Origin of the sequence: Zobellella sp. DQSA1, assembly GCF_041950555.1 — a bacterium.
Lineage (GTDB): Bacteria > Pseudomonadota > Gammaproteobacteria > Enterobacterales > Aeromonadaceae > Oceanimonas.
In genome coordinates this window covers 2,047,018-2,059,765 of the sequence record NZ_CP169531.1, presented here as the reverse complement: position 1 = coordinate 2,059,765, position 12,748 = coordinate 2,047,018, and the positions used below count along the sequence as shown (strand labels likewise).

The following is a 12,748-nucleotide window of genomic DNA, read 5'->3' as shown; positions in this document are numbered from 1 at the left end:
TTCCTCGGGTACAGGCAATAACCATGGGGAGTGGAGCCCCAACGGGACCGGCCCAGTTTAAGCCTGGCCTATCTGGAATGCGAGCGAAGCAGTTAAAAAAGGTCTGAAAATATCGACCAGGTCACTTGTGAGCGGAATATATACAATGCATGAAAATACTTTCACAACAGAATCCGCTAAAGGTAAATGAATTGTTTCAATCTAATTTTGAATAGTTAGGCGGAGAGCTTATTAATTATCAGCAATTGCCGAGTAAATAGGATAAAAAGCCCGCATCCAGGGCTTTTTATATGCAATGGCATGGGTACTTATGGCAGCCGGCTCAACCGGTGCAGTTGGTTTTGATCATTCAGTTCGATTTCGAAATAACCGTTCAAACCGTCGTGTCCCACGAAGCTGCGAAAATGATGCAAGGCCACCTGCAGCCGCAGCCCTTGCTCGGTATTGACCGACAGGGCGGCGATCTGCCCCTGGTAATAACGCAGCAGTTGCGCCTTGGAAATAGCCAGACGAAAGCGCAACCGTTGCATCAGGCCAGGGCCTTGCTTATCTTTTCAAACAGATCCCGGGACAGCTCCGGCAAGGCCATCAGCCGTTGCAGCCGGGACCTGATCATGCCCTGCCGGGTATCATCCAGCCGTGCAAACTGGATGAGCGGAGTGACCAGCCGCGATGCCACCTGGGGATTGCTGTGGTTGAGCTGCTCCAGCACCGATACCAGCAGATCATAACCGGCCCCGTCGCGGCGATGGAACTGTACCGGGTTGGCACTGGCGAAAGCCCCGATCAGGGCTCGCACCCGGTTGGGATTGCTCAAGCTGAAGGTCGGGTGCCGCATCAGGTCTTTTACCCGTTCGAGCGTCCCCTCTCCCGGCGCAGTGGCCTGCAGCCGGAACCAGTTGTCCAGTACCAACCCATCATGGCGCCATTTGTTTTCAAAATCGGCCAGCATGGCCTTCCCGCAGTCCAGCCCGGCCCGCACCGCCCCTTTCATGGCCGCCAGCGTATCGGTCATATTGTCGGCCTGCTGATACTGCTGTTGTACCAGGGTCTCGTCCCCGGTCAGCGCCAGATAGCCCAGGGCCACGTGCTTCAGGGCACGGCGGGCCATGTCCTGATGCTCGATGCGATATGCGGGGGTCAGGTTGTCCTCGTAGGCCTGTTGCCACAGGGGATGAAGCGCTTCGGCCAGCCCCTGTTGCAGGCTGTCATGCACCCGGGCCAGCCGATCGATATCGACCTGCTCGAACAACTCCAGCAGGCTGCCCAGATCGGGCAGGGTCAGCATTTCGGCCTTCAATGCCCGGTCCAGCGCGGCATCTTCCAGGATAGAACGAAACACCTCTACCAGAGCGCGAGGCAGCGTCGGTGTGTCTGGGCATTGCGTCGTCCGGGCCAGGTTTGCCAGGACGGTCTTGTTGATCAGCATCTGTACCGCATCCCAGCGGACGAACTCATCGAGGCAGCAACGCGCGAGCAATGCCAATTGCTCATCGGTGTAGCCGTAGTTCAGCTTGACCGGGGCGGAAAACCCCTGCAGCAGGGCCGGGGTCGGCCGGGAGGGAACCTGGTCGAATACAAACTGCTGCTCCGCCTCCATAACATCCAGTACCGGCCCCACCGAGCAACCTTCGGCCATTAGCGTGAGCGGTTCGCCCTGGGCGGTGTACAACGCCAGGCTGAGCGGAATATGCAGCGGCAGTTTTTCCTGCTGATCCAGGGTGGACGGGGTATGCTGGCGCACGGTCAGGGTATAGCGCTCCCGGGTGGCGTCATAGTCGTCGGTTACCGTCAGCACCGGGGTGCCTGACTGGCTGTACCAGCGTTTGAAGCGGGTCAGATCCCGTCCGCTGGCCTCGCTCATGGCCGCCACGAAATCATCGCAGGTGGCGGCCTCGCCATCGTGACGCTGCAGGTACAGGGCCAGTCCGCGCTGGAAAGCCTGCTCCCCCAGCAGGGTATGCAACATGCGGATCACTTCCGAGCCCTTTTCGTACACGGTGAGGGTATAGAAGTTGTTCATCTCGATCACCGCATCCGGGCGGATGGGATGGGCCATGGGGCCGGCATCTTCGGCAAATTGCGGGCCACGAATGATACGCACGTTGCGGATGCGGTTGACCGTGCGCGACCCCAGATCCGAAGAAAACTCCTGATCACGGAATACCGTCAGCCCTTCCTTCAGGGACAGCTGGAACCAGTCGCGGCAGGTAACCCTGTTACCGGTCCAGTTATGGAAGTATTCATGCCCGATCACCCGTTCGATATCCAGGTAATCGTTATCGGTGGCGGTGTGCGCATCGGCCAGCACGAACTTGGCGTTGAAGACGTTCAGGCCCTTGTTTTCCATGGCCCCCATGTTGAAGAAATCCACCGCCACTATCATGTAGACGTCGAGATCGTATTCCAGGTGGCAGCGCTGCTCATCCCAGGACATGGAAGCCTTGAGGCTATTCATGGCATGCCCGGCCCGATGCAGATTCCCCTTGTCTACATAGATCTCCAGTGCCACCTCCCTGCCGCTGTGAGTGGTGAAGCTGTCACGCAACACATCAAAGTCTCCCGCCACCAGAGCGAACAGGTAGGCCGGTTTGGGGAAAGGATCCTGCCATTGCACCCAGTGGCGACCATCGTCGAGCCTGCCCTGCCCCACCCGATTGCCGTTGGACAACAGATAGGGATAAATATCGGCATCGGCGGTGATGCGGGTACTGAAACGGGCCAGCACGTCGGGTCGGTCCAGATAGTAGGTGATGCGCCGAAAGCCCTGGGCTTCACACTGGGTACAAAAGGCATTGCCCGACTTGTACAGTCCTTCCAGTGCGGTATTGGCGGCCGGATTGATGCGGGTCCTGATGGTCAGCACGAATTCCTGCGGCACCTGGCTCAACACCAGCCCGCTCCCGGTTTGCTGGAACTGAGAGGTTTCCACCCCGTTGATGGCTACCTGCAGCAATTCGAGTTGCTCGCCGTCCAGCTCCAGGGGCTCGCTGTGCTCACCGTTGCGCCGGATACGGCTGATGGCGACCACCTCGGTGGCACTGTCGTGCAGTTGGACATCCAGATCCAGGGTGTCAATCCAGTAATGGGGTGGCTGATAATCTTCGCGATATTGCACTTGAGGTTTTGTTTGGGTCATAGCGGGGATCTCGTTAAAGTCATCTGAGGGGCTTTAATAAGAAAGCCCGGCGCCGGAAAACCGGGCCGGGCAGGCAGTCAGCCAAGCAGCTTGGCCAGATCGGCGGTAATGCGTGCCGCTTCTTTCAGGTAGCTGTCGTCGGGCTCGAAGTCACCTGGTGCGTTGTCGAGCGAGTCAACGGTATCCCTTCCTGCCCGGCGCAACCTGTCGTTCAGTCGTGCCAGGGATTTGGCATCCTGCTCATCCAGCTCGGCCTTGCGCTCGGCCAGATTGAGCGAAACCGCGCTTTTGTCTTTCAGCCTCTGGTATTCCTTGATGTCTTCAAAGATGTAGGTGAACTCCGGATCCTGCTCGATCCTGGACTGATGACGCTGACGGAGCTTGCCCAGCAGGGGCGTCAGATCATGGAGTCGGTCAAACTCGAGACTGGAGATTTGATCCCAGGGCAGCGCGTTTTTCTCCATGCTTTCACCGGTTCCCTCGGCTTCAATGGCGGTCGGGAACGGGATATCCGGTTTTACGCCCCTGTTCTGGGTACTGCCGCCGTTGATCCGGTAGAACTTGGCGATAGTGAACTGGACAAATCCCATGGGGTTTTCATACAGGTCGTAAATGCGTGACAGGCTGCGATGCTGTTGTACCGTACCTTTGCCGAAGGTATTCTCGCCCAGGATGACGGCCCGACCATAATCCTTCATGGCCGCGGCGAAGATCTCGGAGGCTGAGGCCGAATAACGATCGACCAATACCGCCATGGGACCATCGTAGGCCAACTGGTTGTCCTCATCGCCATTGACCGAGATCCGACCCAGGCCGTCGCGGATTTGCACCACGGGACCGCCCTGGATAAACAGCCCGGTGAGGGCCGAGGCTTCGGTCAGGGCGCCGCCGCCATTGGTCCGCAGATCGATCACCAGGCCCTTGATATTCTGCTGTTTGAGCTTGTCGATTTCCTTGGCCACATCCACGCTCAGGTTGACGTAGAAACTCGGAATACTGACCACTCCGATCGCCTCGCCGTCGACCTGCAGCACCTTGCCGCTGGCGGCCCTGTCTTCCAGCCGCACCGTATCGCGGATCAGCTCGATGATCCTCGGGGTGGTCGTGACCGCCTGGCCACGCTGGATCTGCAGCCAGACCTTGGTGCCTTTGCGGCCCTTGATCAGGTCCACGACTTCGTCCAGCCGCCAACCGATGACATCGGTGATCTGCTCGGCACTCTGGCCGACCCCGATGATACGATCATCGGGCTGCAGCTCGTTGGACTTGGCGGCCGGGCCGCCCGGCACCAGCGAGCGGATCACCGTGTAGTCGTCTTCGGCCTGCAGGACGGCACCGATGCCTTCGAGCGAGAGGTTCATCTCGGTTTCAAAGCGTTCGGCATTGCGCGGGCTGAGATAGCTGGTATGAGGCTCGATGGCACGGGCAAAGGCATTGGCAAAACTCTGAAATGCATCTTCGTTTTCGCTCTGAGCCAGGCGCTTGATGGCATTGTTGTAACGTTTGGCCAGCGTGTCCTTGATCTCATCCCAGTCCTTGTCGGCCAGGGCCAGACTCAGGGCGTCGAACTTGACCCGTTGACGCCACAGCTCGTCCAGTTCACGGCCATCCCTGGGCCAGTCGGCCTTGGTGCGATCGAACTGATATTGCTCGTCACCATCGAACGTCATCGGCGTGTCGAGCAATGACAGTGCATACGCCAAGCGTTCGTAGCGGCGTTGCAGGCTTTCGTTGTACATCTCGAAAGCCGTATCGAGGCGACCGGCCCTGAGCAAATCATCAAAGCTGTGACGGTGCCGTTCGAATTGGGCGATATCATCCCGGGTAAAGATGTTCTTGCCGAAGTCCAGGCTTTCGATAAAGCGATCGAAAATTTCCGCCGAAAAGGCATCATCCAGCTGAAACTGCTGATAATGGGAGCGGGTGAACAGCGCGGTAATCCGCTTGCTGGCGGCCGCATGCTGACTTTCCGGTGCTAAAACGGGAATCGCCGAGGCGTCGATGGCCGGAGGCACCGCCCAGGCTATCCCCGCAGCCATGATACCGGCGGCCACCAGAGACAAACGAATTCCGTGACTGGTCAAACCCTACTCCTTAGAGGATAAGATGATCAAACTTGACGCGCACCGACAGACCGGTTTTGAGCTCCACCTGGACATCGTCCCGGGTTACTTCTTTAATGGTAGCGGGAACCGGAGACTTGCCCAGCAATACTTTGACACTCTGTTCCACGGACAAGTTCGCCGGATCGACCTTGCGGGCCTTGGGGCGTGGTTTCTTGGCGGCGGGTTTCTCTTTTCGGGCACCGAAGACCTTGTCCTTGCTTTCCTTGAGCGCACCCTTGGCGTGATCAATATGCTCCTGGGTCAGCTCACCACAGGGGTTGCCATCCAGATCGACCCGGCTCATGCCGGCCTTGAGGCCATGCAGATAACGCCAACTGGAGGTGTACTGACGCAGAGCGGTACGCAGCAGCGTCTTGGACACCTTGGGATCTTCGGCCAGACGTTCGGCCAAATCCTGAAAAATGCCGATTTTCAGTGGCTTGGCTTCACCGGCCGCAACAAAGCACTGGGGGAAGTTCTCCGCCAGGTAGGCGATGACTTCTTTACTGTTTTTTAGTTTTTCCGAGTTTTCCATGAAATACCTTGGGTTAAGACCTAAGGGCGCACCGCCCATTGAAACAATCACATTATAAAGGGCACGCTGACAAAAGCGACCCCGGCGTTACAGCAAAGGCAGCACTGCGGCCACAAATAGCCTCAAACCAGCTTCATCCTCTTCATCGAAACGCCCGAACACCGGGCTGTCAATATCCAGTACGGCCCAGATGTCATCCCCCTGCCCCAGGGGCAGCACGATTTCCGCATTGCTGGCTCCATCACAGGCGATATGGCCGGCAAATTCATGTACATTGGCTACACGCTGCACTTCGGCTGTGGCTGCGGCGGTACCGCAGACGCCTTTACCCAGCGGAATGCGCACACAGGCCGGTTTGCCCTGGAAAGGTCCGAGCACCAGGGTCTCCTGCTCACGCAGATAGAAACCGACCCAGTTGATATCGTTCAGCGCCAGGTTGAGCAGAGCGGACAAATTGGCTAGCTTGGCAATGCGGTTGGATTCCCCTTCGCACAGAGCCAGTGCCTGCGCGGTGAGGCTTTGATAAAATGCAGATTTTTCAGACATAAAAGAGAAAACACCGTTTATTTTTGCCTAACTTACCTGCCCTTTCTCCAAATGAAAACCCGATGATGGTGATTGATGGATAAAAAAAACCTGAAGACCCCGGTTTTGCAGTGGCCGGACCTTATCCATATGATGAAGCGCCATCGCACCCTGTTGATTTATGCCCACCTGTTTGCCCTGATCGGCACCCTGCTGGCAGTACCGGTACCGCTGTTGATGCCGTTGCTGGTAGACGAGGTGCTACTGGACAGCCCCGGCACCCTGCTGGCCGGACTGGATCACTTGCTGCCAGCGGCCTGGCAACAGGGCGTCGGCTACATTCTGGCAATACTGGTGATCACCCTGGTGCTGCGTACCCTGGCGCTGGTGTTCAATATCATTCAAGGCAAGCAATTCGCCCGGGTGGCCAAACACCTGACCTTTCAGATCCGCCGTCGGCTGGCCCGGCAACTGATGAAAACGCCACTGCGTGCCTTTGAGTCCATTGGTGCCGGCAGTGTCAGCTCCCATTACGTCACCGATGTGGAAACCCTGGACAAATTTCTCGGTGAGACCCTGAGCCGGTTGCTGATCAGCTTGCTGAGCGTGGTGGGTACGGCGGTGGTACTGCTGCTGATCAACTGGCAGCTCGGGCTCTTTATTCTGCTGCTCAATCCGGTGGTGGTCTACTTCTCCAGCCGCCTGGGCGCCAAGGTCAAGTACCTCAAGCGTAACGAAAACAGCGCCTTTGAGGTGTTCCAGCAGGCGCTGGTGGAAACCCTGGACGGCATTCATGAGATCCGCTCGGCCAACCGGGAACGGCACTATCTGTTGCGGGTTATCGACAAGGCCCGGGGAGTAAGGGATACCGCCATCGACTATGCCTGGAAAAGCGAAGCGGCTGGACGGGCCAGTTTTCTGTTGTTCTTGTCCGGGGTGGAGCTGTTCCGGGCGGTCGGCATGATCATGGTGCTCTATACGGATCTGACCGTGGGCCAGATCTTTGCCGTGTTCAGTTACCTGTGGTTCATGATGGGGCCGGTGCAGGATCTGCTCAATATGCAGTATTCCTTTTATGCCGCCAGCGCGGCACTCAAACGTATCAACCGGATGCTGGCCCTGGGGGGAGAACCCGAATCCCATGGGCATGTCAATCCCTTCGAAGATGCGACTACCCTGCCGATAGAGGTCAAGGGACTCAGTTTTTCCTACAACGGCGAGCGCAAGGTGCTGGATGATGTCAGCCTGCATATCCGGGCCGGGGAAAAGGTGGCGTTGGTCGGGGTCAGCGGTGGCGGCAAATCGACGTTTATTCAGCTGCTGCTCGGCCTCTACCCGGCCGACAGTGGTGATATCCGCTTTGGTGGTGTCCCCAGCGGTGATATCGGTTTTGCCACCATCCGTGAACATGTCGCCACCGTGCTGCAACAACCGCTATTGTTCAACGATACCATCAGGGCCAATTTAAGCATGGGCGACCGACACGATGATACCGCCCTGTGGCAGGCGCTGCGGGTGGCGCAGCTGGACCAGGTGGTTGCCGCCATGGAGCAGGGGCTGGACACGGAAATCGGACGACGGGGCGTACGGCTGTCGGGCGGTCAGCAGCAACGCATGGCCATTGCCCGCATGGTGTTGAAGAACCCGGCCATCGTCATTCTGGATGAAGCCACCTCGGCGCTGGATACGGAAACCGAGCAGAAGCTGCACCAGGCGCTGGCGAGTTTTCTGCGGGGCCGCACGACGCTGATAGTGGCGCACCGGCTCAGTTCGGTGCGCCAGGCGGATCGGGTGCTGGTGTTTGAAGACGGAAAAATCAGCCAGTCCGGTACCCACCACGAACTGCTGGAGCGGCCCGGGCTGTACCGTACCCTGTATTACTGAACCTGTCCTCAGGCAACGACTTTGATCTCGGCGGTCGGCTTGGCCGCTTTTTTGGCTGGTGTTTTCTTGGGCCCGCTCAACCGGTCCTGATGTTGGGCCAGAAACAGGGCCAGAGCCTCACGATCTTCCTCGCCCAGGGCCACCGGGCCCGAAGCCAGCAGTGCGTCGAGGTGTTCGGCCAATTCAAGCAGGCGGTCGTAGGCATCCGCGTCTTTCTTATTGGTGAAGGTCATTTTTTCGATTCCGTTTCTGACTACCAGGTACTGTATCGTGACTGCCATAACTGACTCCCATATCTGTATATAAATACAGTAATATGATGCGGGGCCGGTTGCAAGTCCCTTCTGGGCGACAACCGGTATCGGGGCAGTAAAACGGCTCAATCATCGGGAACCGGGCAACTTTTTTGGCCTGCGGCTGGCAGGCTGTGGGATTCTGGCCAATAGTTTAGGTTGAAGCGCACCTTTGGTGCCTTCTCACTAGCGCACGGCTCAGCATATGAGCCATTCCCCTAGGCCAGGTACACGGATTTTGTACCTGGCTTTTTTTGGGGGCGGTGTCATGAAATCTGCCCTGCTCGAGAGGCTTCTGCCTGGCAGCAATGACCCCGGTTCGCGCCGAGGAAGATTATGTAAAATATGGCCAAATGAACAGAGGAGCTCGTTGGCTCCTCTGTCGTCCGGCCTTACTTGGGCGTATTTCTCAGCAAGGCTTCGATACTGCCGACGGCGCCGAGTACGCTGCTGGCTTCATAGGGCAGGAAGATGCGATCCCCCTGCTTGCCGATCTCGGGCAGGGTTTTCAGATATTCCAAGCCCAGCAGATAACCGATCACCAGCTGTGGATCCAGCTTTTCATTGCCGGCGGCGAGAACCTTGTCGATGGCCTGCCGTTGGCCCTCGGCCATCAGGATGGCCGCTTCTTTCTCCCCTTCCGCCACCAGGATGTTGGAGCGCTTCTCCCCTTCCGCCTTGGCGATGGCGGCTTCCCGTTCGCCGCTGGCCCGCAGCACCAGCGCCCGCCGTTCCCGCTCGGCGGCCATCTGTTTGCGCATGGCATCTTCCACCTCGGCGGGAATGGTGATGTCCTGGATCTCGACCCGTGTCACCTTGACTCCCCACTTGTTGCCGGCTTCGTCCATCACTATCTGCAGTTTGTCGTTGATTTCCTGGCGGGATTCGAACAGCTTGTCCAGCTCCATCTTGCCGACTTCCGAACGCAGTGACGTCTTGGCCAGGATCTCGATGGCCTGGATCAGGTTTTCGGTTTGGTAGACGGCCCGTTCCGGATCGATGACCTGAAAATAGAGGGCGCCATTGACGGTGACGCTGACATTGTCGGCGGTGATTACCGACTGGCCGGGGAAATCGAGCACGGTTTCACGCCGATCGATACGGGTTTCTTCCTGGACTATGGGGACATTCTCCCCACCGATGGCCTGGTAGCGCCGTACCTTGATCGAACGGGGCTTGTCCACGAAGGGGATGATCCAGTTGATTCCCGGGGCCAGGGTTTTCTGATAGCTGCCGAGACGTTCGATCACGACAGCTTCCGATTGCTGCACTATCATCAGGCCCTTGACGATCAGGGCCAGTATGACGACGGTAAAGACCAGGGCAATGATTAACATGGCATCCATTGGAGCTTCCTCTCTAATCAATGATGGCGGTGATGCCATCGAAACGGCGAATGCAGACTCGGGCGCCGGCGGTCAAGGGGGCCCCCGACTCGCTGCGGACCAGAAACAAATCGCCTTCAAGCTTTAACCGGAACTCACCGGAAGGCAATCGAACCAACTCTCCCTGCTGCCGGCGGCTCTCGCCGGCGAGGAAGCTGGTGCGCCGGGAAGGGGCATAACGGCGAAAAAGCCGCTTCAGCAGGGGGGCCAGCAGGGCGGCGGCGATGGCGAAGGTAAACCATTGTGAGGTCGTGCTGGCGTCAAACAGTGCCGCCACCATGGCCGCCAGCGCCGCTATCCCCATGGCGAAGGCGAAAAAACCGGTGCCCAGTAATTCCAGCAGCAACAACAACAGGGCGGCAATCAGCCATAAATGCCAGGCGAGCAAGGGCGACCTCCGGAACAGGATACAAACGAAACACAGCGTTACTATAGAGGACGGCGGGGCAGAAAGGAAATCGGACCGGTGCCGCCGGCCCGATCAGGCACTCAACGCTTGGCCAGTTTAAACAGCTCAAAAAAGTTGGCGGTCGTCTGCTCCGCCACCTGCTCCAGAGTGACGCCTTTCAGGCGAGCAATATATTCCGCCACGGTACGGGTATAAGCGGGTTCGTTTTCCTCACCGCGAAACGGCACCGGGGCCAGCCAGGGCGAGTCGGTTTCCACCAGCAGCCGCTCCAGTGGCAGCGCCTTCACCACCTCGCGCAGGGCATCGGCGCTGCGAAAGGTGACGATGCCGGAAATGGAAATATAAAACCCGAGTTCGATGGCAGCCTCGGCCATGGCCAGCGACTCGGTAAAGCAATGCAGCACACCGCCGACCTTGTCGCCTCCACCCTGGCGCAGGATTGCCAGGGTGTCATCCTGGGCATTACGGGTATGGATCACCAGCGGTTTGTCCAGCTCCACTGCGATCGCTACATGCTGCTCGAATGCCTGCCGCTGCAGGCTGGCGGTTTCCGGTGCGTAGAAGTAGTCAAGCCCGGTCTCGCCGATGGCCACCACGGCGGGATGCGCGGCCAGGCGGCGCAGCAGGGCCGGGTCATTCAGCTCGTCCTGCTGATGCAGGGGGTGTACGCCGCAGGAGGCAAACACCTGAGGAAAAGGCGCTATGGCCTCGAGCATGGCGGGAAAGGACGACAGGCCGACACCGATGCACAGCATATGGTCGACGCCACGTCGGGCGGCCTTGTCGATGGCCTCGGCCATGTTGGCATGCTTGTTGTCGTAATCGAGCTTGTCCAGATGGCAGTGGGAATCAACCAGCACAACCGTCTCCTGATGAAAATGTTAATGGGGAAGCCGTCCACCGCTGCTGGCGGCGGACGAAAGCTGGGTCCAACGGTTGAGCCACTGTCCCAGTTGCAGAGCGACATTGACCGGTCGGCCGGTGGTGGGCTGCAACATCCGACGTAGCTGGATCAGTTCCGTCAGCGCCTGATTGAGTCTCGCCGTTCCAAGCCGGCTCAGTTGCCGACACAGTGGTTCGCTGTCAACCAGCCGTAAGGAGGTATTCACCCCGAGAGCCAGCTGCAAGGCATCCTGCAGTAGCAGCTGCAACCACTGCAAATATCTCGGTTGGGCCAGTAATCCCTGCTGCAGCGTCGGCAGGGAGTGACGGTGATAAGCCAGTTCGGCAAACTGCTGCAGTAACTGTCGACGTTGCCGATCGGCACCTGCCGCCAGGTAATCACGGGTATTCAGTGGAGAGCCCTGATTCACATTCAGCGCGGTGAGGCTGGCGTCCTGTCCTTCTGCGGATAACCATGCCAGCACCGAGTCGCTGTCCGGTATCGGCAGCGGCCACTGCTGGCATCGACTGCGGACGGTCGGCAGCAACTGCTCCGGGTGAGCACTGGTCAGGATAAGTGTCGCCTCCCCCGCCGGCTCCTCCAGGGTCTTCAGCAAGGCGTTGGCGGCGGCCTCCGTCATTTTTTCGGCTTGCATGATCACCGCCACCTTGCCATGGCCGAGACGGGCACTTTCGTTCAGGACCTGACTCAGCTGGCGGATGGCATCGATACCGATGCTGCGTTCCCTACCGCTGATCACATGGTGATCCGGGTGGCTGGCGGCGGCATTGAGCTGACAGGAGTGACAGTTTCCACAGGGAGCGGCAGTTGCATGTTGGCATAACAGCGTCTGTGCCAGATCCCTGGCCAGCTCATGCTTACCCATCCCGGCCATGCCCTTCAGCAGCAAGGCATGGCCCAGTTGGCCGCGCCGCACCAGGGCACGCAGTTGCTGCCGGTGGGAGACTAGCCAGGGATACACAGGCGGCGCTCCAGGCAGGCCAGCACAGCGGCTTTCACTTCGGCTTCAGTGCCGCTGGCGTCGAGCAATTCACAGCGAGGATCGCCACGTACCAGATCCAGGTAACAGGCGCGGGTACGCTCGAAAAAGCCGAGCTGCTCCCGCTCGATCCGATCCAGTTCGCCCCGGGCCCGGGCCCGCTGCAGCCCGACGGCCGGAGCGATATCCAGGTAAAGGGTGAGATCGGGCCCGAAATCGCCCAGAACCGCCGCCTTGATCTGGCGGATAAGGCCCAGATCGATACCGCGCCCTCCGCCCTGGTAAGCCAGGGAAGATAAATCATGGCGATCCCCCACCACCCAGGTGCCAACGGCCAGCGCCGGCAGGATCCGGGTTTTGACCAGTTGCACCCGGGCCGCATACATCAGCAGCAGTTCGGCTTCCATGGTCAAGGGCTCGTCGTGTACTTCCTTGACCAGGGCTCGCATTTTTTCCGCCAGCGGGGTGCCACCCGGCTCCCGGGTGGTCATCACCCCGAGGCCCCGGGCCTCAAGCCAGTCGACCACATGGCGTTGCACCGTGCTCTTGCCGGCCCCCTCCAATCCTTCGATCACAATAAACTGACTCAT

Annotated in this window: 12 protein-coding genes; 1 reads left to right on the top strand and 11 read right to left on the bottom strand. The window is 58.9% G+C overall.

Annotation, left to right across the window (positions count from 1 at the left end; all coding sequences use genetic code 11):
- Positions 1 to 308: 308 nt before the first annotated feature.
- The 5 genes from ACEVBK_RS09990 to ACEVBK_RS09970 form a co-directional block, all read right to left on the bottom strand.
- Positions 309 to 530, bottom strand: coding sequence for a DUF2835 family protein (locus ACEVBK_RS09990; RefSeq protein ID WP_375058453.1), 222 nt, complete (start codon positions 528 to 530; stop codon positions 309 to 311).
- A complete protein-coding gene (gene pepN, locus ACEVBK_RS09985) occupies positions 530 to 3,139 on the bottom strand; it encodes an aminopeptidase N (protein ID WP_375058452.1) in 2,610 nt (869 codons plus the stop codon). Before pepN ends, ACEVBK_RS09990 begins: the two co-directional genes overlap by 1 nt.
- A gap of 77 nt (positions 3,140 to 3,216) precedes the next feature.
- Positions 3,217 to 5,223 carry a carboxy terminal-processing peptidase gene (prc, locus tag ACEVBK_RS09980; protein WP_375058451.1) on the bottom strand — a complete coding sequence of 669 codons (2,007 nt, stop codon included), beginning with the start codon at positions 5,221 to 5,223 and terminating at the stop codon, positions 3,217 to 3,219.
- A gap of 10 nt (positions 5,224 to 5,233) precedes the next feature.
- The gene (gene proQ / locus ACEVBK_RS09975; RefSeq protein ID WP_375058450.1) at positions 5,234 to 5,779 is read right to left on the bottom strand and encodes an RNA chaperone ProQ; all 546 of its coding nucleotides are present in this window, start codon (positions 5,777 to 5,779) and stop codon (positions 5,234 to 5,236) included.
- An 87-nt stretch (positions 5,780 to 5,866) separates the two neighbouring features.
- Positions 5,867 to 6,325: a GAF domain-containing protein gene (locus ACEVBK_RS09970; protein WP_375058449.1), complete on the bottom strand. Its 459-nt coding sequence runs from the start codon at positions 6,323 to 6,325 to the stop codon at positions 5,867 to 5,869.
- Between the two features lie 75 nt (positions 6,326 to 6,400).
- Here ACEVBK_RS09970 and ACEVBK_RS09965 point away from each other — a divergent pair, with 75 nt between their 5' ends.
- A complete protein-coding gene (locus ACEVBK_RS09965; protein ID WP_375058448.1) occupies positions 6,401 to 8,188 on the top strand; it encodes an ABC transporter ATP-binding protein in 1,788 nt (595 codons plus the stop codon).
- Positions 8,189 to 8,196: 8 nt separating this feature from the next.
- Here ACEVBK_RS09965 and ACEVBK_RS09960 read toward each other — a convergent pair whose 3' ends face one another.
- The 6 genes from ACEVBK_RS09960 to tmk form a co-directional block, all read right to left on the bottom strand.
- Positions 8,197 to 8,469: a YebG family protein gene (locus ACEVBK_RS09960; protein ID WP_375058447.1), complete on the bottom strand. Its 273-nt coding sequence runs from the start codon at positions 8,467 to 8,469 to the stop codon at positions 8,197 to 8,199.
- A 404-nt stretch (positions 8,470 to 8,873) separates the two neighbouring features.
- Positions 8,874 to 9,827, bottom strand: a complete 954-nt coding sequence (locus ACEVBK_RS09955; protein WP_375058446.1) for an SPFH domain-containing protein — start codon at positions 9,825 to 9,827, stop codon at positions 8,874 to 8,876.
- Positions 9,828 to 9,840: 13 nt separating this feature from the next.
- The gene (locus tag ACEVBK_RS09950) at positions 9,841 to 10,254 is read right to left on the bottom strand and encodes an NfeD family protein (RefSeq protein ID WP_375058445.1); all 414 of its coding nucleotides are present in this window, start codon (positions 10,252 to 10,254) and stop codon (positions 9,841 to 9,843) included.
- Between the two features lie 101 nt (positions 10,255 to 10,355).
- Positions 10,356 to 11,135, bottom strand: coding sequence for a TatD family hydrolase (locus tag ACEVBK_RS09945; protein WP_375058444.1), 780 nt, complete (start codon positions 11,133 to 11,135; stop codon positions 10,356 to 10,358).
- Between the two features lie 21 nt (positions 11,136 to 11,156).
- On the bottom strand, positions 11,157 to 12,140 hold the full coding sequence (gene holB / locus ACEVBK_RS09940; RefSeq protein WP_375058443.1) for a DNA polymerase III subunit delta': 984 nt from the start codon (positions 12,138 to 12,140) through the stop codon (positions 11,157 to 11,159).
- Positions 12,125 to 12,748 carry a dTMP kinase gene (tmk, locus tag ACEVBK_RS09935; RefSeq protein WP_375058442.1) on the bottom strand — a complete coding sequence of 208 codons (624 nt, stop codon included), beginning with the start codon at positions 12,746 to 12,748 and terminating at the stop codon, positions 12,125 to 12,127. Before tmk ends, holB begins: the two co-directional genes overlap by 16 nt.

What these genes read in the sequence shown, in the direction of transcription:
- ACEVBK_RS09955 (WP_375058446.1), bottom strand. Translation starts at nt 9,827, where the DNA reads ATGGATGCCATGTTAATCATTGCCCTGGTCTTTACCGTCGTCATACTG.
- pepN (WP_375058452.1), bottom strand. Translation starts at nt 3,139, where the DNA reads ATGACCCAAACAAAACCTCAAGTGCAATATCGCGAAGATTATCAGCCA.
- ACEVBK_RS09965 (WP_375058448.1), top strand. Translation starts at nt 6,401, where the DNA reads ATGGATAAAAAAAACCTGAAGACCCCGGTTTTGCAGTGGCCGGACCTT.
- tmk (WP_375058442.1), bottom strand. Translation starts at nt 12,748, where the DNA reads ATGAGTCAGTTTATTGTGATCGAAGGATTGGAGGGGGCCGGCAAGAGC.
- ACEVBK_RS09990 (WP_375058453.1), bottom strand. Translation starts at nt 530, where the DNA reads ATGCAACGGTTGCGCTTTCGTCTGGCTATTTCCAAGGCGCAACTGCTG.
- proQ (WP_375058450.1), bottom strand. Translation starts at nt 5,779, where the DNA reads ATGGAAAACTCGGAAAAACTAAAAAACAGTAAAGAAGTCATCGCCTAC.
- ACEVBK_RS09960 (WP_375058447.1), bottom strand. Translation starts at nt 8,469, where the DNA reads ATGGCAGTCACGATACAGTACCTGGTAGTCAGAAACGGAATCGAAAAA.
- ACEVBK_RS09970 (WP_375058449.1), bottom strand. Translation starts at nt 6,325, where the DNA reads ATGTCTGAAAAATCTGCATTTTATCAAAGCCTCACCGCGCAGGCACTG.